At 64.4% G+C, this 18332-nt stretch carries 15 protein-coding genes; 9 read left to right on the top strand and 6 right to left on the bottom strand.

The window, feature by feature from the left end; genetic code table 11:
* Positions 1-59: 59 nt before the first annotated feature.
* From ABIA90_RS21765 to ABIA90_RS21755, 3 genes are all read right to left on the bottom strand, one after another.
* Complete coding sequence (locus ABIA90_RS21765; protein WP_354119434.1) at positions 60-1133, bottom strand: hypothetical protein; 1074 nt, start codon at positions 1131-1133, stop codon at positions 60-62.
* A 102-nt stretch (positions 1134-1235) separates the two neighbouring features.
* On the bottom strand, positions 1236-2747 hold the full coding sequence (locus ABIA90_RS21760; protein ID WP_502916641.1) for a flavin-containing monooxygenase: 1512 nt from the start codon (positions 2745-2747) through the stop codon (positions 1236-1238).
* 89 nt (positions 2748-2836) lie between these two features.
* Positions 2837-3286: a cupin domain-containing protein gene (locus ABIA90_RS21755; protein ID WP_063981444.1), complete on the bottom strand. Its 450-nt coding sequence runs from the start codon at positions 3284-3286 to the stop codon at positions 2837-2839.
* A 186-nt stretch (positions 3287-3472) separates the two neighbouring features.
* On the opposite strand from ABIA90_RS21755, the gene ABIA90_RS21750 reads away from it, so the two are divergent.
* The gene (locus ABIA90_RS21750) at positions 3473-4498 is read left to right on the top strand and encodes an AraC family transcriptional regulator (RefSeq protein WP_354119436.1); all 1026 of its coding nucleotides are present in this window, start codon (positions 3473-3475) and stop codon (positions 4496-4498) included.
* A gap of 63 nt (positions 4499-4561) precedes the next feature.
* On the opposite strand, the gene ABIA90_RS21745 is transcribed toward ABIA90_RS21750, so the two are convergent.
* The 3 genes from ABIA90_RS21745 to ABIA90_RS21735 all read right to left on the bottom strand — a co-directional run bounded on the left by ABIA90_RS21745 (position 4562) and on the right by ABIA90_RS21735 (position 7997).
* Positions 4562-5209 carry a hypothetical protein gene (locus tag ABIA90_RS21745; RefSeq protein WP_354119437.1) on the bottom strand — a complete coding sequence of 216 codons (648 nt, stop codon included), beginning with the start codon at positions 5207-5209 and terminating at the stop codon, positions 4562-4564.
* 163 nt (positions 5210-5372) lie between these two features.
* Positions 5373-7229, bottom strand: coding sequence for an ATP-binding protein (locus ABIA90_RS21740; RefSeq protein ID WP_354119438.1), 1857 nt, complete (start codon positions 7227-7229; stop codon positions 5373-5375).
* 135 nt (positions 7230-7364) lie between these two features.
* Positions 7365-7997, bottom strand: coding sequence for a cupin domain-containing protein (locus tag ABIA90_RS21735; RefSeq protein WP_208088383.1), 633 nt, complete (start codon positions 7995-7997; stop codon positions 7365-7367).
* Between the two features lie 203 nt (positions 7998-8200).
* Between ABIA90_RS21735 and ABIA90_RS21730 the strand changes: the two genes are divergently transcribed.
* The 8 genes from ABIA90_RS21730 to ABIA90_RS21695 all read left to right on the top strand — a co-directional run bounded on the left by ABIA90_RS21730 (position 8201) and on the right by ABIA90_RS21695 (position 18135).
* Positions 8201-9892, top strand: a complete 1692-nt coding sequence (locus ABIA90_RS21730) for a peptide ABC transporter substrate-binding protein (RefSeq protein WP_166102280.1) — start codon at positions 8201-8203, stop codon at positions 9890-9892.
* A gap of 27 nt (positions 9893-9919) precedes the next feature.
* The gene (locus tag ABIA90_RS21725) at positions 9920-10870 is read left to right on the top strand and encodes an ABC transporter permease (protein WP_028147015.1); all 951 of its coding nucleotides are present in this window, start codon (positions 9920-9922) and stop codon (positions 10868-10870) included.
* Between the two features lie 2 nt (positions 10871-10872).
* On the top strand, positions 10873-11748 hold the full coding sequence (locus ABIA90_RS21720) for an ABC transporter permease (RefSeq protein ID WP_354119439.1): 876 nt from the start codon (positions 10873-10875) through the stop codon (positions 11746-11748).
* 55 nt (positions 11749-11803) lie between these two features.
* On the top strand, positions 11804-13132 hold the full coding sequence (locus ABIA90_RS21715) for an NAD(P)/FAD-dependent oxidoreductase (protein ID WP_354119440.1): 1329 nt from the start codon (positions 11804-11806) through the stop codon (positions 13130-13132).
* 13 nt (positions 13133-13145) lie between these two features.
* A complete protein-coding gene (locus ABIA90_RS21710; RefSeq protein WP_354119441.1) occupies positions 13146-14072 on the top strand; it encodes a 2-hydroxyacid dehydrogenase in 927 nt (308 codons plus the stop codon).
* Between the two features lie 9 nt (positions 14073-14081).
* Positions 14082-15950 carry an ABC transporter ATP-binding protein gene (locus tag ABIA90_RS21705; protein WP_354119442.1) on the top strand — a complete coding sequence of 623 codons (1869 nt, stop codon included), beginning with the start codon at positions 14082-14084 and terminating at the stop codon, positions 15948-15950.
* 272 nt (positions 15951-16222) lie between these two features.
* The gene (locus ABIA90_RS21700; protein WP_354119443.1) at positions 16223-17146 is read left to right on the top strand and encodes a helix-turn-helix domain-containing protein; all 924 of its coding nucleotides are present in this window, start codon (positions 16223-16225) and stop codon (positions 17144-17146) included.
* 473 nt (positions 17147-17619) lie between these two features.
* The gene (locus ABIA90_RS21695) at positions 17620-18135 is read left to right on the top strand and encodes a hypothetical protein (protein ID WP_071910227.1); all 516 of its coding nucleotides are present in this window, start codon (positions 17620-17622) and stop codon (positions 18133-18135) included.
* The last annotated feature ends 197 nt before the right edge of the window (positions 18136-18332 follow it).

Genomic DNA, 18332 nt, shown 5'->3' with positions numbered 1-18332 from the left:
CTTCCCGAAGTATTTGGGAACGGAGCCTACGACGTCCAGTCAAGGTTGCAACCGCTTCCTCAGCGCGGCTTGATCTCCGCATATTTCGTCATCGCGCGCTCAAACTTCCGGTTGAACAGCCACATCGCAGCGAGGATCTCGCGGAAGCTGGCCGAGCTGCGCGCCCGGTCGGACTGTCCAAACGCGAAGATGCTGTTGTTGCGCAGGTGCTTCATGATGGTCGGGCTGGATACCCTGTAATTCAGGACATCGCCTGATTTGAGCGCGGACCGCGTCGGGGTGGGCACGATCTGGATCAGTTCGAACAGCTTCATCTGGTCGATCGGGTCGGGCAGTGTCTTCACGATTCCCGGAATCTCCCGGAAGACCTCCGCATGCGCGTTCATCAGGCCGTCGCGCACGTTGGTCCAGTGGTTGAAGCGATAGTCCGTGCCGCGTGCGCGTGCCTCTTCCTTGTCGTCGCGGGCGCTCAGCTCTGGGTCGGCTGCCGCGATGTCTCCCTTGATGGCCTCCCACTTCCGGCGGCCGTTGCGGTCCTCGGACGGGCCGGTCTGGAAGCTGCCCATATAGGTGTTCGAGCGCCCGTTGCGGACATTCTGCTTGCCATTGGTCTCGGCGAAGAACAGCCCGAGGCTGATCCGGCCCGCAGCTTCGGCGTGAGCCGGTGCAAGCCCCTTGGCGCGTGCGATCGCTGTGGCGAGATCGACGACGTCCTTGAACGGCGTCGCCGAGTTCTGCGCGCCGGCGGGCGGCGCCTCCATGACGTCGAACAGCTTTGAATATTCGTCGATCAGCGGCTCGATGTCGGCGTCGAAATAGGCCGGTGGTATCTCGAACTTGTTGGGCTTGCCGATTCGCGACGGCATGGCGTCGGTGAGATCCTTGTAAGAACTGATGACAGCGACGCGTGCCAGATAGAGTGCCTGTCCCGGCAGGTTCGGCAGCGGCTCCTTCGCCTCGATCTGTCGGCGCCGCTCGGCAAGGATGGATTTGAAATCGCCGAGCGCGCGATCGTAGGTGGCGAGCGCCTCCGATTGCTTCGCGTTAAGCGTTTGTGCCTGGCCGACCGTGAACGTCGTGAGGATCAGCCCAAGCACCGCCAGGGCCGTGGCGGCGTGACATCGTCGTCCCATGGCCGGTTCCCATGTGCCGGAGATTCGTCGGTCACGGGATCGTAAACATCAAACGCGCGGACTGGCGAGTTGCAAATCACGTTCAGCCCGGGTTCTCCGACCTTACGCTGTGGCCCGGTAGTCCGGCGCCGAGGCCAGGAATTTCGCATAGGCATCCGCATCCGGCGGCTGGAAGTGTCCGGCAAGCCCGCCGCGCTTCTGGTTCTTGGCGCCGATATCGGCCATGAGCTCGTCGAAATGGCGGTAGTGATAGGGCGCGACGCAGAGGCCGCCATAGACGCCGGCAGCCGGCCGTTCGACGCGCTTGAAGTGCAGCATCATCTCGACATTGTCGCGCATCGCTTGCGCCGTCGGCTGGTTCGCGAGCTGTCCGTCGGCATAGCGAACCAGCCAGTTCGCCGCGAGATCGGCACAGAGCACGGTGCAGAACGACGAGTTGAAGCCGACGAAGCCCATCTCCGGCAGATCAGGGTTGGCGATCAGGCGGTAGAGCCGGTACTGCCCGTCCGCATCGACAAGTTTCTGCCGATAGGCCGCGGGCAGGAACGGCACGCCGAGCTTGTAGCCGATCGCGAGCACGGCGACGTCGGCGGCGACGCGCTCGCCGCCGCTCATCACGATGCTGTCGCCTTCATAGTGATCGAAGCTGCCGAACGCCGCCTTGATGCGGCCGTCGGCGACCATCGGGTAGAAGTCCGGCGTTGCGATCGGCACCGAGCAGTTGACGCCGTCCTCGATCCGCTCCTTCGGCACCATCTTGCAGCGGTTCAGCTTGAGCTGCGCTTTCAACAGGCTCTCCAGTCCGCGCCAGTTCGCCCAGATCAGTGGCGCGGCGATGCGGTGCGCGAGCCGTGCCATGGAGCTCGCGCCCCAGCCCGGAAACATCTCCTCCTGCGCGCGGATGTAGAGGATGCGCTTGAAGTTCACGAGCCCGCCGATGAAATAGGGAATGCGCCACACCGGCTCGCGCATCACGATGGTGACCTCGCGCGCGCCCGATTTCACCGCGTTCACGGCGATGTCGGTCGCGGACTTCGAGCCGCCGAGCACGACGACGCGCCGCCCTTTCGCCAGCGTCGGATCGCTGTATGTCGACGAGTGCAGGATCTGGCCGCCCTGCGCCAGAAAGCCGTCCTCGCCCGGGCAATGCAGCTCGCGCGGCTCGTTGAACTGCCCGGTGCAGACCGCGACGAAATCGAAATTCTCGTTCGTGGTCGCGCCATCCTTGCTTGATAGCGTGAGCGTCCAGCCCGGTTTGCCATCGGCGCGGCGCTCCATGCCGGCGACCCCAGTGTTGAGGCGCAGCATGTGGTCGAGGCCGAAGTTTCTCGCATAGTCGCAGAGATAGGCATGGACCTGCGGCCCGGTCGGCCATTCCGGATAGGTGTCCGGCATGGCGCGATCGGTGTAGCGGTAGAGCTCCTTCGGGCTCTGGGTCTGCACGTCAGGATAGGAGCGCGCGGGCTCCCAGACGCCGCCGAGATCGGCACTGCGCTCGACGATGGTGACGCGGTGGCCGTGGTTCGAGAACGCCTTTGCGGCGGCGAGGCCGGAGACGCCGGCGCCGATCACGCAGACATGCTTGGGGTTGACCATGGGATTCCTCGCAATCAATGTGTTTCGGGCGCAAGCGACCACGCTCGGCCGCGATGCGCGACCGGTGCACTCGCAAGCAGATGAAGCTGGACGAGAAGGCTGGCCGCCTAGTCGTTGGCCTCGGGCGGCAGGAAGTCGACCTCGTGAAGCGCCGAGATGCGCACGACCTCGGCGGGGTCGGTCAGATTGTGGAGCTGGTTGAACAGCGCCTCCAGCTTCTGCATCGGCGAGACCCAGAACAGCGCGCGGCACGGCTTGTCGGACTTGTTGAAATAGCCGTGCGGAATGCCGCGCGGCATGCGCACCAGATCCCCGGCATGGGCCTTGACCCATTGGCCGTCGAGCTTGAGGTCGAGCGTGCCTTCCTGCACCAGGATGAACTCGTCCTGGGTCGGATGGATGTGCACCGGCACGAACTGGCCGGGCTCGCTGTTGGTCTCGAACGCGAAGGTGGAATCTGTGACGGCCTTGGGGAAATAAACCTGGCCAAGGATGTTCCAGCTCTTGCCGCCATAGCCCGTGCCAACAGCGGTTATGCCCTTTTCGAGTGCAGTCATGGCTCACTCCTCATGGATTCCGGCGAGGATGGAGCTTCGGCCCGTCGACGGTCGCTGTCTATCCGCTAAACGAATCCGGATGCGGCTGTTGCCATGCAGCACGACGATTTTGCGACGCGGCTCTTTTCGCGTCCCGGGAACTATTATAGGCTTAAAGCAACTCCGTGACCCGAGGCGTGGTCGACGATGTCCGCAGCCGAGCTGGAAATGAGCACGCGGCGGTCCGAAGCCGAACGGCTTGCGGACTTCGCCCGCGTCACCACGGACGATGTCGACGAAGCGGCAGAGCAGATCGGACGCATCTTCTGCCCGCACGATCTCAAGCCGGTACGGCCGCGCGGACCGGGCTTCTCAGCCCGGCACAATTGCGCGGCGTTCGACGGCTTCTCCATCAACTATGTCGCCTATGGCGGGTCGGTGAGCATCGATCCCGGCTGCCTCGAGCGCTTCTTCCTGGTACAGGTCCCGCTCACCGGCACCGCCCGCATTCGTGCCGGGGGCAGCGAAATCGATGCTGCGCCGGGCCGGACGGCGTCGCTGCTGTCGCCGACCATCCCGACCCGGATGATGTGGAGCGACTGTGCGCAGGCGATCCTGCTGCTCGACCGTCGCATGGTCGAGCAACGCGCTGCGTCGCTGTCGGGCAGGGCGGCCGGCCCAGTCGAGTTTGATGCCGCGATCGACCTCGACGCACCGGCGGGGCAGGCCCTGCAGACCAGCCTTGCCGAGCTGATGCTGCTCGCCGAGCGTCTCGGGCCGTCCGGCAGGCTTTCACCGGTCGCGATGGCCGATTGGCGCGAGGTGCTGCTCGATCATCTCCTCAATGGCCAGCGCCATGGCCTGTCGGATGCCATCAGGAGGTTCTCGGGGCAAGCCGAGCGTTTGCCGCGTGCACTGCGCGCCGCGCGGGACCATCTTGCGGAAAATGCCGGTGAGCCGCTCGACCTCGCGCAGCTCGCCTGCGCGTCCGGGATCGGCGTCCGTGCGCTCCAGCTCGGCTTCCGCCGCCACTTCGGCGTGTCGATCTCGGAGATGCTGCTCGACATGCGCCTCGCTGCTCTGCACGCCCGGCTCGCGCAGGCTGCGCCGGATGTCTCCATCACCGAGATCGCCTTCGATCTCGGCTTCACCCATCTCGGCCGCATGGCGGGTGCCTACCGCGAAAAATTCGGCGAGACGCCGTCGGCAACGCTGCGGCGAAGGATGAGCTAGCGAAAAGCGCAGCGCTTCCCGATCAACCTTTGTCGAAAAGCGAGCGACAAGGACAATGCATCATCATCTAAACATCGTCGCCTGGTTGACGTCACCCCAGCAATACTCGCCGTCGCAGTCCTTGAACTTGTCATTGATGGACCATTCCAGCATGCCGCCCCGCGTTGGAATTCGCACAGTCACGTTTCGCTTGTCGTCCCACAATGTCAGGAAGTGCGGCGTGAAGCTCGTCTCCGTATATGTGTAGAGAACTGAGTTATCCCTCAGAAGCCTTTCTTGCCAGACGCCGGCTGCAATTCGCTCGATGGTGCTTTTCGGGAGGTCATAGCGCTTGATGGAATCGAGGTATTTCTTCGATCCCGTGTCTTGGGCAATTGATATTTGTAGTGGCCATCCAAGCAGGATCGACGACATGATCGATGTCGCTCCCAGGATGAGAGCGACGGTTGCAAACCAGGACAAGACCTTCACCTGGAGCTGCGCATTTTGCGCAAGAGGATTGGCGTTGGCAGTCGTCCCAATCTCTAAGTTGACGACGATGAACATCAGCAAAATGAAGAACATCAGGCCAGCCATAGCGTAACCTGCGACTTCGGGGGCTATCGACAATGCCGCTGTCGTCGCGACCGCGACCACACCGCTTGCTCCCAGTGCCCACTTATAGGTGTTCGGCGTTTGCTCTTTGAATTGTTGATTTGCGACGTCCGCCATGGGCTGGTCCTCGAATGATGTCAAGTAGGGCTTAGGTCTTCAAAACGTCTGGCGTCTGAAATGGTAGGTTGTTCGGGGCAGACAATATTCCGGCCGCCCGCACAGGTTGCAAGAGAATTGTGCATAAGCCATCGTTGGCTCGGTCCGGCCGGCCAGCGGAAACCTACGTCTTCCGCGATCGAGTCGCGCCGTCTTCCAATGCCTGCCTGCGTAAAAAGCCCTCGACATCCGCCTGCACCGAGTACGGCGTCGGGATCGGATCGCCCGCGGCGTCAACGGCGGTGTCGAGGGAGCGGCGCAGCATGCGCGCGAGCTCGGCTTTTCGGTACGGCTTTGTCAGCAGCGGCGCGCCCATGGTGGCGCGTCCCTGCGCGTGCAGCGAATCGTAGGCATAACCGGACGTAAACAGCACCCGCAGTGAGGGCCGCGCAGCCACCATCTGTTCGGCGAGCTCGCGTCCGTTGACGCCGCCGGCCATCACGATGTCGGTGAAGAGCAGATCGAACGGCGTGCCTTCGGCCACGATGGCGAGCGCTTCGGTCGCGTTGGCGGCGGAGATGACCTTGTAGCCGAGGCTTTCGAGCTGGACCGTGACATATTGGCGGACGTCGCGATCGTCCTCAACGCAAAGGATGGTTTCCGTGCCGCCCACGACCTTGCGCTCGTCATAGCCGGCGGGACGGAGCGTGCTGGTCTCGGCCTTCGGCAGGTAGATCGTGAAAATCGTGCCGCGGCCTTCCTCGGACGTGACCTTGATGCCGCCGCCGGACTGCTTCACGAAACCGAACACCATGCTGAGGCCGAGCCCGGTGCCCTTGCCGACATCCTTGGTCGAGAAGAACGGATCGAAGATGCGTTCGAGAATGGCTTGCGGAATGCCCGTGCCGGTATCGGCGATCTCGATCTCGACATAGTCGCCGGCATAGCCGGCGCCCACCGCCACGGCCTCGCGTACGCCGAACACCACGTTGCGCGTCGTGAGCGTGAGCTTGCCGCCATCCAGCATCGCGTCGCGGGCGTTGATCGCGAGGTTGAGCAGCGCCGCGCTCAGTTGGCCGCGGTCGGCGAAAGCCAGCCAGACGTTGCGGTCAAGCCTGGACACGATCTCGATCTTCTTGTCGAAGGTCGCCAGCAGCAGCTTTGCGACCTCTTCGAGCAGCTCGTTGACGTCGATCTCGGCCGGCTGGAGCGCCTGCTTGCGGGCAAAGGACAACAGGCTCGACGTCAGCGCGGCGCCGCGATCGGCCGCTTCGCTGATCAGCTTGGTGATGGTCGCAAGCGGCGGGTTGTCCTTCACGGCGTCGGCGAGGATCTCGATCGTGCCCGTGATCACGGTGAGCATGTTGTTGAATTCGTGCGCGATGCCGCCGGTGAGCTGGCCGACCGCCTCCATCTTCTGGGCCTGGATCAGCTGCTCCTCGGCCGCGCGCTTCTGGGTGACGTCCTTGACGAAATTGTTGATGATGGTGCGCCCGCCGAGCTGGAGCGCCGTGCTCGACGCCTCGATCAGGATCCGGTCGCCGTTCCGGTGCAGCAGCGTCGCTTCGAACCGGATGCCGATTGGCGTATCCGACAGCTCCGGCAAAAGCCGCATCATGCGTTGCCTGAAGCCGTCGCGGAGCGGCTCGGCGATGAGGAGGTTGACGACGTCGGCGCCGAGCGCCTCCTTGCGGGTCCATCCGGTCAGGGCCTCGGCCTGGACACTCCATTCCAGGACGATGCCGTTCGCATCGGTCTGAACGAAGGCGTCGAGCGCGGTCTTGATGACGGCCTGGGTCATCTGTGCGCCGGCCTGGGCCTGCTCGGCCAGTTGCGCGGCAGCGCGTTTGTCCTGCGCCGTTTCGATCGCGCGCGTGCACAGCCGTGCGAGCAGGACCGCAACGGCGCCGCTTGCCAGCAAGACGACGACCTGGGCCAAGCCGAACCCGGTCCCGGTCGCGGCATAGGAGGCGAGGAGGGCCGCGGCGGTCACGGCGACCTGCGCGGCCAGCGCGAGTGTCAGAAGCGGTCTGAGTTTCATGGTCTCACACCAACGACGTCAATCGCGGGACCCTCGCGTTCGCGCTGTAGATTGCTCCGGCTTCACGTCAGCTACAGACTCCGCGGGCCTGCGTCGAGGGGCAATTTCCGGTGGGGCGCCGGCGTTCCTCGCGCTTCAACCTGCCGGCGAATCGGTCTGGCGCAGCGTCGTGACCCAGATCACACGCGCGGCCTGCTGGGTCGGGTTGTCGAACATGTGCGGCACGATGCTCGGAAAGCGGAAACTGTCGCCGGCCTCGAGCAGATGAGCCTGGTTGTCGAGCCACAGCCGCAGGCTGCCGGACAGGATGTACCCGGCCTTCTCGCCGGTGTGCTGCAAGAAGTCGGTGCCGGACGAGGCGCCGGGGTTGAGCGTGAGCTCGTAGAGTTCGAGCTGGCCCTTGTCCTCCGGCGTCAGCGCTTCCTTGACGACGCCGCTGGCGGTGAGCCGCAGCAGGCGCCGGCTGTTCTTGCGCACGATGTAGCGCTGCACGTCGGCGGGGTCGGTGGTCTCGAAGAAGTAGGAGATGGGAACGTCGAGCGCGATGCTGAGCAGGCGCAGCGTCCGTATCGACGGCATGGCACGCGCGCGTTCGAGCTGGCTGATCATGCCGTTGGAGAGCCCGGTCTTGGTGGCGACGTCCTGGATCGAGAGGCCGGCGCGCTGCCGCAGCAGCCGCACGGTCTCGCCGAGCCGCTGGTCGACCGCATCGTCAGCCTCGATCGCCGGGGCGTCCTTTGGGCTGTTGGTCTCGCCGCGACCATCCATGTCGCTCTCCCATGCATTGCCTCGCCGCCGGAATGGCCGGCGGCGTGAAAAGGTCGCGCATCCTAGCAATGTGATTGACAGCTGTATTTAGTCATGATGAACTTTTGACTGAAAAATTTAGAAGCACTAAAGCCCACTCCTGTCCCTTTGCCGGGTCTCGGGGGCGCGGGAGACGGTGCCGTGTGCGGGAACGGAGACTGGTCATGGCAGACAGCACCGGCAAGTTCGGCGTTGGCGGACTGCGTCATCTCGGCATTCCGAATCGCCGACAATTCTTCCAGCTCGGCGCGGGCGCCGCGGCGGGATGGACCCTTGCAGGCGACGCCTTTGCGCAGAGCGAACGCCCGACCAATCCGCCGGACAAGCCGCGCGGGCAGGTGATTGCGGCGCTGTCGCAGGAGCCGACCGTCTTCCATCCGCTGATGCCGGGCATCGAGGTCGATCAGGGCATCTGGTGGCAGGTGTTCTCGCCGCTCTGGTTCATCGAGCCCGATGGCAAGTTCGTTCCTGATCTCGCGCGCGAAGTCCCGACCGTCGAGAATGGCGGCCTGTCGGCCGACGGCCTGACCTGGAAGATCAAGCTGCGCAGCGACGTGAAATGGCACGACGGCACGCCGTTCACGGCCGAGGACGTGAAGTTCTCGCTGGACCTGATCAACAATCCCGACTTCCGCGTCCGCAACCGCGTCGGCCACAACCTCGTCAAGGACATCAAGGTCGTCGCGCCCGACGAGATCCACTGGCGGATGGAGGCTCCCTATTCGCCCTACATGTCGATCCTGTCGCTCACCTTCATCGTGCCGAAGCACATCCTGGAGAAGCTGTCGGATCCGAACGCCTCGCCATTCCACAATGCGCCTGTCGGCACCGGGCCGTTCCGCTGGGGCGAGCGCGTGCCCGGCGACCACATTCAATTGAATGCCCACGCCGGCTACCACGGCAAGGGACCCTACGTCGAACGCGTGGTCTTCAAATACATTCCCGATCTCACCGTGCTCTACACCCAGTTCCGCACGGGGCAGGTCGACTACACCGGCCTGCAAGGCATTTTGCCGAACTTCGTGCAGGAGGCGAAGACGCTGAAGGGCCGCAAGATCTTCGTCTCCGCGACCTCGTCGGTGGAGCACGTTGCGCCCAACCTCGAATTCGGCCCCTTCGCCGATCGCGCGGTGCGCGAGGCGCTCTACCTTGCCATCAACAAGCAGGCGATCATCGATGCGCTGAACTACGGCCTGCCGACGCAGACCGAGAGCTTCGTGCCGCAACAGGCCTGGTCGTTCCAGCAGGGCCTGCCGCAGCACAAGTACGATCCGGCCAAGGCCAATGCGCTGCTCGATGCCGCCGGTTGGACCCGCGGCTCCGGCGGCATCCGCGAGAAAGGTGGGGTCAAGCTCGAATTCACCAACTCGACGACGTCGGGCAATGCGGTGCGCGAGCAGACCCAGCAGCTCCTGATCCAGGATTGGCGCGCGATCGGCGCGGCGATGCGGGTCAACAACATGCCGGCCGCCGTGATCTGGGGCGATTTCTGGCAGCAGTCGAAGTTCAATTCGGTGCTGGTGTCCGTGAACTTCATGCTCGGCAGCGACCCTGATGTGACGCCGCGCTTCGGCTCCGGCGCTATCCCTGCCAAGGGCGGCCGTGGCTTCAACACATATCAGTACAACAGCGCCGAGGCCGATCGTCTCCTTGCCGAGGGCGCCAAGCAGTTCGATCTCGCCCAGCGCAAGACGACCTATGGCGATCTGCAGAAGCTGATCCGCAACGACCTCGCCATCCTGCCGCTGTTCCAGGGTTTTATCGCCGAGGGCGTGAAGGAGGGGCTGCAAGGCTTCCGCCCCAACATCAACACCTCGATCAATTGCTGGAACATCCGCGAATGGTACTGGGCCTGATGCCTCAGGCTCGCGGGATCGCCTGAGATGGCCCGTTACGTCGCCAACCGCCTGGCCCAAGCGATCATGCTGCTGGTGATCGTCTCCGCGATCGGGTTTGCCATCCTGCATCTGGCGCCCGGCGGTCCGCTATCGCAATACGCGGCGTCCGCGCAGATGACGCAGGAGGACCTCGACCGCGTCACCAGGCAGCTCGGCCTCGATCGCCCGTTGCCGATCCAGTATCTCGACTGGTTCGGCCGCATGCTGAAAGGCGATTGGGGCAAGTCCTACCGCGACGGCGAGGCGGTGCTGTCTGTGATCTCCTCCCATCTCGGCGCCACGCTGGAGCTGATGGCGACGGCGACGATCATCGCGGTTTTGCTCGGCTGCTGGATCGGCGTGCTGGGCGCGCTGCGCCGCTATTCGCTGTTCGATACACTGGCGACCGTCGGCGCCATGATCGCGCTGTCGATCCCGACCTTCTGGTTCGGCCTCGTCACCATCTACGTGTTCTCGGTGAAGCTCGGCTGGCTGCCGGCCGGCAATCGCCAAACGGTCGGCGATGGCTCCTTCCTCGACCTGCTGCATCATCTGATTGCGCCGGCGCTGGTGCTGGCGCTGGTCGAGACCGCGATGTGGGGCCGCTTCATGCGCTCCTCCATGCTCGAGGTGATCAACCAGGACTACATCCGCACCGCGCGCGCCAAGGGCATGCCGGAATGGCGCATCCTCACCGTGCACGCGCTGCGCAACGCCCTGCTGCCGATGATCACGGTGGCCGGCCTCCAGTTTCCGACGCTGCTCGGCGGTGCGCTGGTCGCCGAGACCGTCTTCACCTGGCCCGGCATGGGCCGGCTGTTTCTGGATTCCATCGGCTACCGCGACTATCCCGTGGTGATGGGCATCCTGATGTTCTCGGCGACGATGGTGCTGATCGGCTCGCTGCTCGCCGACATCCTCTACGCCGTCGTCGATCCGCGCATCCGGGTGGGCTAGGAATGACGGCTGCGACCCTCTCGACCGCTCAGCTCGCGCCCGGCCAGGCCGCATGGCGGCGCTTCCGCCGGCACCGGCTTGCGCTTGCGGGTGCTGTCATCATTCTGGTTCTCGTCCTCGGCTCGGCCTTGGGTCCTTATCTGCTGCCGTTCGACGACACCTATATCGACATCATGAAGCGGTTCGCGCCGCCGTTGTCGGGCGCGCACATCCTCGGCACCGACGAGCTCGGCCGCGACGTGCTGGCGCGGCTGATGATGGGCGGGCGGGTCTCGCTCTCGATCGGTATCGTCGCGATGGTGATCGCGATGGCGGTCGGAATCGCCGTCGGTGCCTTCGCCGGCTTCTATGGCGGCGTGGTCGGCGCGGTCCTGATGCGGCTCGTCGACGCCGTGCTGTGTTTCCCGACGATCTTCCTGCTGCTTGCGCTCGCGGCGCTCACAGAGCCCGGTCTCGCCACCACGACCGTGCTGATCGCTGCCACAGCGTGGATGGCCGTGGCGCGCGTCGTCGAGGCCCAGGTGCGTTCGCTGCGCGAGCGCGAATTCGCGGTCGCCGCGCTCGCCTTCGGCTCATCGAATCTGCGGATCATGTTTCGCGAGCTCGTGCCCAACGCGATTGCGCCGATCGTGGTGGCGGCGACGATGAACGTCGCCAAGGCGATTCTACTCGAATCCTATGTCAGCTATCTCGGCTACGGCATCCAGCCGCCGGCCGCGAGCTGGGGCAATATGCTCAACAACGCGCAGATCTATCTCACCAGCGCGCCGTGGCTCGCGATCGCGCCGGGCGTCGCCATCACGCTCGCGGTGACGAGCTTCAATTTCCTCGGCGACGGCCTGCGCGACGCGCTCGACCCGCGAATGAACATCCCATGACGAGCCTGACCCCGAGCCGACTTGCTTCGATCGAACTGAATAGCTGGAGTGTCCCATGTCCCCGCCGCTCACCCGTATAAACAGCGACGAACGCCTGCCGGCGCAGGCGGACGTCGTCGTCATCGGCGGCGGCGTCATCGGCGTGTCCGCGGCCTACCATCTGGCAAAGAAGGGTCTCTCCGTCGCCCTCGTCGAGAAAGGCCATGTCGGCGGCGAGCAGTCGAGCCGCAATTGGGGCTGGTGCCGCCAGCAGGGCCGCGCCCGTGAGGAGATCCCGCTGGCCCGCGAGGCGCTCCGGCTCTGGGAGGACATGCAGAACGACGCCGGTGTCGATGCCGGTTTCCGCCGCACCGGCGTGCTGTTCCTGACCAAAAGCAAGGACGAGCTGGCCAGTTGGGAGCGATGGGCCGCAACAGCGCGCGAGATGCAGGTCCACTCGACCGTCCTGACACCGGCGGAGGTCGCCGAGCGCCTGCCCGGCAATTCCGAGAAATGGGTCGGCGGCCTGCACACGCCGAGCGATGGGCGCGCCGAGCCGTCAATGGCCGTGCCCGCGCTCGCCACCGCCGCACGCAAGCATGGCGTGACCATCCACCAGGGCTGCGCTGCACGCGGGCTGGAAACGCAGGGCGGACGGGTCAGCGCCGTCGTCACCGAGAAGGGCACCATTCGCACCCAGTCCGTGCTGCTATCGGGCGGGGCGTGGTCGTCGCTGTTCTGCCGCCGTCACGGCATCGAGCTGCCGATCGGTCTCGTCAACGCCACCGCATGCCGAACCACGCCGGGACCGGAGATCACGTCCGGCGCGCTCGGCACCGACTTCTACTGTATCCGCCGCCGTCTCGACGGCGGTTTTACACTGGCGCTACGCGGCCGCGGCACGGTCGAACTGTCGCCAGACCTGTTCCGCTACGCGCGCACCTTCTGGCCGACCTACCTGCATCGCAAGAACGGGCTGAAACTGTCGTTCGGCAAGTCGTTCTTCGACCAGATCGTGCGCGGCACGAGCTGGAGTTTTGACAAGCCGTCGCCGTTCGAGACCGAGCGTGTGCGCGATCCGGCGCCTGACATGTCGCTGGTCAACGCGGCGCTGGCTTCGCTGATCAAGTCGAATCCGGAATTGAAGGACATCGAGATCGCGGAAGCCTGGGGCGGCACGATCGACTGCACGCCGGACACGATCCCAGTGATCTCGCCGGTCGATGCCTTGCCCGGCTTCTTCCTCGCGACCGGCTTCTCCGGCCACGGCTTTGGCATCGGTCCTGCGGCCGGCAAGCTCGCCGCCGACATCGTGACCGGCGCGACGCCGCTGGTCGATCCCGCGGCCTACAGCCACAAGCGCATGATCGACGGCCGGCGTCTCGCGCCGGTCAGCCCGTTCTGAGAGTGCTGGTGGCATGACGGTTCTCTACAAGGCCAACATGGTTCGCGGCGCCGAATGGGCGCGCTTCTTCGCCGAGCGCGCGCCCGATGTGCCGTTCCGGCTCTGGCCCGACATCGGCGATCCCGCAGAGGTGCGCTACCTGGTGGCGTGGGTGCCGCCTGATAACATCGCGACGACCTTTCCCAATCTCGAGCTGGTGTTTTCGGTCGGTGCTGGCGTGGATCAGTTCGATGCCACAAAAGTTCCGGCGCACATTCCGCTCGTCCGCATGCTGGAACCCGGCATCGCGGAGACCATGGTGGAGTACGTCACCATGGCCGTGCTCGCGCTGCATCGCGATCTCCTGCACTTCATCAGCCAACAGACGGAGCAGGTCTGGCGCGAGATCCGGATCACGCCGGCCAAACGTCGTCGTGTCGGCGTGATGGGGCTAGGCCAGCTCGGCCAGGCCGTGCTCGACCGGCTCAAGGCGTTCGACTTCCCGCTTCTCGGCTGGAATCGTTCGCCGCGCGAGATTGAAGACGTCACCTGTTACGCCGGTACGGACACCTTGCCCGAGTTTCTCGCGCAGGCCGACATCCTCGTCTGCCTGCTGCCGCTGACAGACGAGACCCGCGGCATCCTCAATGCCGATCTGTTCGCGCGCCTGCCGCGCGGAGCAGGGCTCGTCAATGTCGGGCGTGGCCCGCATCTCGTCCAAGCCGATTTTCTCGCGGCGCTCGACAGCGGCGCACTGTCCGGTGCGGTGCTCGACGTTGCCGATCCCGAGCCGCTGCCCGCCGGCCATCCGTTCTGGAGCCATCCGCGCATCCTGCTGACGCCGCACAATGCCAGCATGACGACGCCTGATACGGCCGTCGATTTCGTGCTCGACGTCATCGCGCGCCACCGCCGCGGCGAAGATCTGCCGGGGCGTGTTGATCGCAGTCGCGGCTATTAGGGCAATCGCATGAGCATCGGCGCAAGCAGGCCTGATCCGATCGTTGCCGAAGCGCAGGCGCCCGTGTTGTCGGTCGCGGGCCTGACCACGTCCTTTCTGCGCGAGCGGCAATGGATTCCCGTCGTCCGCGACGTGTCGTTCGATATCGCGGCCAAGGAAACCGTGGCGATCGTCGGCGAGTCCGGTTCGGGCAAGAGCGTCACCGCGCTTTCCATCATGCGGCTCATTCCGAAGGAGAGCGGCCGGGTCGAGGGGCGCGTCACGCTCGCGGGCCGCGATCTGCTGACGCTGTCCGAAGCGAGCATGACGGATGTCCGTGGCAACGATGTCGCCATGATCTTCCAGGAGCCGATGACGAGCCTCAATCCGGTGCTCACCATCGGCTTCCAGATCGCCGAGGCGCTGATCCAGCATCGCGGCCTGTCGCGCGCGGCGGCGGAGGCCGAGACCATCCGTCTGCTCGATCGTGTCCGCATTCCCGCGGCGGCGTCACGCTTCCACGAGCATCCGCATCGTTTCTCCGGCGGCATGCGCCAGCGTGTGATGATCGCGATGGCGCTCGCCTGCAAGCCGAAGCTGCTGATCGCGGACGAGCCGACCACGGCACTCGACGTCACCATCCAGGCGCAGATCCTGGAGCTTCTGAAGGAGCTCCAGCAGGAGGAGGGGATGTCGATCCTCTTCATCACCCACGACATGGGCGTGGTCGCGGAGATCGCCGATCGTACCGTGGTGATGTATGGCGGGCAGGCGGTCGAGACCGATGCGACCGCGCGCATCTTCGCAGCACCCTCGCATCCCTACACAAGCGCGCTGCTCGCGGCTGTGCCGCGTCTCGGCTCGATGGGCGGGCGGACGCGGCCGATGCGGTTTCCGATCGTCGACAAGGTGACGGGCACCTCGGACGAGCCGACGGAGACGCCCGACACGGTCTCGATGGCCGAGCGGCCGCTGCTCGAAGTCGCCAACCTCACCACACGCTTTCCGATCCGCTCCGGCTTGTTCGGCAAGGTTTCGGGCCGCGTCCACGCGGTCGAGAACATCTCCTTCACCCTGCGCGCCGGCGAGACGCTGGCGCTGGTCGGCGAATCCGGTTGCGGCAAATCGACGACAGGCCGTTCCATCCTCAAGCTGACGGAGCCGGACAGCGGCACCGTCCTGGTCGACGGCCAGGACGTCCTCGCCATGAACGCCCGGACCTTGCGCGACTTCCGCAAGCAGATGCAGATCGTATTCCAGGATCCGTTCGCGAGTCTCAATCCGCGCATGTCGGTGGGGACGGCGATCGCAGCGCCGCTGCTCGCCAACGGGCTCGCTACGGCCTCGCAGGCGCGCGACAAGGTAGCCGACCTCCTCGTACGCGTCGGCCTGACCGCGGACATGGCCGCGCGCTTTCCGCACGAATTCTCCGGCGGCCAGCGCCAGCGCATCTGCATTGCGCGCGCGCTCGCGCTCAGGCCGAAGCTGATCGTTGCGGACGAAGCGGTCTCCGCCCTCGACGTCTCGGTCAAGGCGCAGGTCGTCAACCTGATGCTCGACCTCCAGGCCAGCATGGGCCTTGCCTATCTCTTCATTTCCCACGATATCGCGGTGGTCGAACGCATGAGCCATCGCGTCGCCGTGATGTATCTCGGCGAGATCGTCGAGACCGGCCCGCGCGCAGCCTTGTTCGGCAATCCGCAGCATCCCTACACGAAGAAGCTGATGGCCGCGGTGCCGGTGCCCGATCCATCGCGCCGCCGCACGAAGCGCGAGACCTCGAACGACGAGATCCGAAGCCCGGTGCGCGCACCGGATTATCAGCCGCCGGTCCGGCAGTATCGTGAAGTCTCGCCCGGCCACGTCGTCCAGGTCTGGGGCGAGGAATGGTCGGCCTAGCGCGCGAAGGCGCGCAGCGGATGCTTTCGAGAACGCACGATAATATCGTGCCATGATCTGCCGCACACGTTAACGGTGTCGTCCTTCGCGATGCCAAGCCTGTGAAATCGTGCTGAAATCACAATGAATTCACCTCGTCGCGACGGAGTGCGACCGCCTGCCACAATCTATATGCTAATCCGGCGAAGCTGGACCGTCGGCCGTCGATCTCCGATAATGCATCGACTCGGAAAGGCCGACGCAGACGTGCCTTTCACGGATGGAATATTGAAATGACACAAGCAGGCGTCTACGGGCAGAGGCTCGGGCGGGGCTTTCACGTGAAGGAAGCTCCGGTTCTGATCACGCGCTCGCTGCGCAGCGCGGAGCTCGCGGTCACCGAAGTCCGCAATGACAAGCCGACGTCCGAACTTTCCGGCTCGTTGCCGGCTGAAGATGCTTACCTTGTCAGCCTGAAGCTCCGCGACTATCCCGCTTGCGAATGTTGGGAGGAAGGCCGCTACGTCACCAGGGAGGATATTCGTGCGGGCGCGACCTATCTGTACGACCTCAAGCGCGACCCGCGCTATGTGATCGACAAACCGTTTCACTCGCTCTTCTTCTATTTGCCGCGCTCGGCCCTTCACGACATGGCGAGGCAACCCGGCGCGCCGCGCATTGGCGAGCTCAGTTACGAGCCCGGCGTGGGCCATGACGATGGGGTCATCCGTCATATCGGCGCCAGCTTGCAGGAAGCACTGCGTCGGCCTGACGAGACCAACCAGCTTTTCGTCGATCACATGATGCTCGCGCTCACCGCCCACGTCGCCCAGACCTATGGCGGGCTGAAGCCTGTCGCAGAGCCTAACCGCGGCGGCCTCGCGCCATGGCAGGTGAAGCGCGCCTGCGACCGGCTCGACTCCGATCTCTCAGGCAAGGTCGCGCTGGAGCAGATCGCGACCGAGCTCGGCCTTTCGGTCAGCCACTTTTCACGCGCATTCCGGATCTCCACCGGCCTGCCGCCGCATCAATGGCTGCTGCGCCAGCGCGTGAAGGCGGCCACGCAGTTGATGACCGTCCGCAACCTGCCGTTGTCCGAGATTGCGATCTCGGCCGGATTTGCCAATCAAAGCCATTTCACGCGGGTGTTCACCCAGATGGTCGGCGTTAGTCCGGGCGCATGGCGCCGCGAAACCCATGGCGGGCGGGACGCGTAGAGCGTTTTCGCGTCAAAATCAGAATCCAAATCTGGACCGCTTCGCCAGCGAGATCGCCATCTGACGTGGCGCAACGCGGGACAGCTTGCGAACTCACGGCGGCTGTCAGTTCGCGCTTCTGCGCTCCCGCGTATGCAACGATGCAAACTTAGTCCTCCTGAGATCGTGACTGGATGGAGCGGCAGGGAGCATCAGTATGTGAACAGTCTCATAGTCCATCACTCTCTTTTCGAGCTAACTCTCCCCCAAGAAATTGCTGCACCCGGAGCTGATTGACAGACACGGGTGAGATGCAATGCCTGCGAAGCCGCGAGCTCGCAGCTTTGGACTGGCCCTCGTCTTGGTTACGAGCAAGCCAGCCCCATCACTCAGCCACATCTTTTGGAAATTGGAATCAAGGGCATCGCGAAGCGCGTCCACGCAGCTTCTAATCGGGGTCGGCCGGTAGGCTGCTACTTATTGAGGAGCCCCCAATGAAGATAGGCAACGCAGTTTCCAGCGCGTTTTCCCTGACGAGGTACGCCGGTAATCTTGGGATCGCCCGTTCCAGTCTTATCAAGTCGGCCCATCTCCTCGAAAGAATTGGGCTCGCAGCCGTTGGGGCCTCTTGCGGCCTCTATGTGGGTGCGACCCTGTTGCGTCAGAAAGGCGGGCTTTTTGAAAGCGGCTGGATCGTGCTGCTAACAATGCTCTACGGAGCTCTCAGCTATTATGTTGGAATTGATTTGTCCCGGTCTGTCGCTCGGAGGTCGATTTCGAGCACCTCGGAAGAATACAACGGCTCTGAGGTTGCTGAGATCATGAGTGCGGCCGGTACGTTCGGCGCGGCGATTGCAGCAACTCTGTCCGTCAGCATCCTTGTCCTTGATCAAAGCCTACCCAATGCGCTGATAGCGTTTCTCGCCGGCTGTTGGGTCGTTGGGTCTTCGCTTCAAGTTGCGGCGGGAACGATGGCGCGCAACTACGAAGTGCCCAAGGACGAAGAATGAAGACAATTGTGCTCACGGAAAAACGTCTGCTTGGCGTCGTGATGTGGGCACCAGTGCCAGTGCTGACGTCAGGTCTGAAGGCGAGTGGTTGACGGCTCATCGCAACTTCTGTCGTTCAACGCTGCGTGCAGACGATTTTTAGTAGCGCGACCGTTTTCATCGAGCAATGTCCTTGCTTGGAAGCGGCATCGGTACTG

It is taken from the genome of Bradyrhizobium sp. LA6.8 (genome assembly GCF_040547935.1).
GTDB classification, from domain to species: Bacteria; Pseudomonadota; Alphaproteobacteria; order Rhizobiales; family Xanthobacteraceae; genus Bradyrhizobium; species Bradyrhizobium barranii.
Note: the sequence above shows the minus strand (reverse complement) of the source record. Positions and strands in the feature narration are given on the sequence as shown.

What these genes read in the sequence shown, in the direction of transcription:
- ABIA90_RS21765 (WP_354119434.1), bottom strand. Translation starts at nt 1,133, where the DNA reads ATGGGACGACGATGTCACGCCGCCACGGCCCTGGCGGTGCTTGGGCTG.
- ABIA90_RS21755 (WP_063981444.1), bottom strand. Translation starts at nt 3,286, where the DNA reads ATGACTGCACTCGAAAAGGGCATAACCGCTGTTGGCACGGGCTATGGC.
- ABIA90_RS21750 (WP_354119436.1), top strand. Translation starts at nt 3,473, where the DNA reads ATGTCCGCAGCCGAGCTGGAAATGAGCACGCGGCGGTCCGAAGCCGAA.
- ABIA90_RS21745 (WP_354119437.1), bottom strand. Translation starts at nt 5,209, where the DNA reads ATGGCGGACGTCGCAAATCAACAATTCAAAGAGCAAACGCCGAACACC.
- ABIA90_RS21740 (WP_354119438.1), bottom strand. Translation starts at nt 7,229, where the DNA reads ATGAAACTCAGACCGCTTCTGACACTCGCGCTGGCCGCGCAGGTCGCC.
- ABIA90_RS21735 (WP_208088383.1), bottom strand. Translation starts at nt 7,997, where the DNA reads ATGGATGGTCGCGGCGAGACCAACAGCCCAAAGGACGCCCCGGCGATC.
- ABIA90_RS21730 (WP_166102280.1), top strand. Translation starts at nt 8,201, where the DNA reads ATGGCAGACAGCACCGGCAAGTTCGGCGTTGGCGGACTGCGTCATCTC.
- ABIA90_RS21725 (WP_028147015.1), top strand. Translation starts at nt 9,920, where the DNA reads ATGGCCCGTTACGTCGCCAACCGCCTGGCCCAAGCGATCATGCTGCTG.
- ABIA90_RS21720 (WP_354119439.1), top strand. Translation starts at nt 10,873, where the DNA reads ATGACGGCTGCGACCCTCTCGACCGCTCAGCTCGCGCCCGGCCAGGCC.
- ABIA90_RS21715 (WP_354119440.1), top strand. Translation starts at nt 11,804, where the DNA reads ATGTCCCCGCCGCTCACCCGTATAAACAGCGACGAACGCCTGCCGGCG.
- ABIA90_RS21710 (WP_354119441.1), top strand. Translation starts at nt 13,146, where the DNA reads ATGACGGTTCTCTACAAGGCCAACATGGTTCGCGGCGCCGAATGGGCG.
- ABIA90_RS21705 (WP_354119442.1), top strand. Translation starts at nt 14,082, where the DNA reads ATGAGCATCGGCGCAAGCAGGCCTGATCCGATCGTTGCCGAAGCGCAG.
- ABIA90_RS21700 (WP_354119443.1), top strand. Translation starts at nt 16,223, where the DNA reads ATGACACAAGCAGGCGTCTACGGGCAGAGGCTCGGGCGGGGCTTTCAC.
- ABIA90_RS21695 (WP_071910227.1), top strand. Translation starts at nt 17,620, where the DNA reads ATGAAGATAGGCAACGCAGTTTCCAGCGCGTTTTCCCTGACGAGGTAC.